The sequence below is a fragment of the Vibrio sp. D173a genome (assembly GCF_030248475.1).
Window position 1 is genome coordinate 1 of sequence record NZ_JAHGAH010000838.1, and the last position, 547, is coordinate 547.

The window sequence follows — 547 nt, forward strand, 5'->3', positions numbered from 1 at the left end:
GACCTTCTTTCTCTTGATTTGCTGCAGTTAGCGCTTGGTGAGAAAGCTCATCGTCAAAGCTCATTAGTGCGTGGTAATCGTTACCTAGAGCATTCTTCGCCGCCCCAGTCAGTGTTGCACAGTCGATGATAAGCTCTGGATTTTGCTCACTTGCGTACATCAGACCATCAGCGAGTACCAAACGACCTTCCGCGTCAGTATTCATGATCTCTACAGTGGTGCCATTTTTGTAGGTGATGATATCGCCAAGCTTAAGAGCACGACCCGAGATCATGTTTTCTGCACAACATAGGATAAGCTTGATACGCTTATCCAAGCCACGCTCGATTGCCAGACCTAGGCCACCGGTAATTGTCGCTGCGCCGCCCATGTCTGCTTTCATCGCAGTCATGAATTGGCCAGGTTTGATGCTGTAGCCGCCTGAATCGAAAGTAATACCTTTACCTACTAGACACGCAAATACTGGCGCGTTTTCATCACCCGTTGGGTTGAAGTCTAGTTGTAGCATTGCTGACGTACGCTCAGAACCACGGCCAACCGCGTAGAT

1 pseudogene is annotated in these 547 nt (G+C 49.2%); it reads right to left on the bottom strand.

What is annotated here, in order from left to right:
- Window positions 1–547, bottom strand: a pseudogene (locus KIV40_RS29680) (aminopeptidase PepB); the annotation flags it as partial.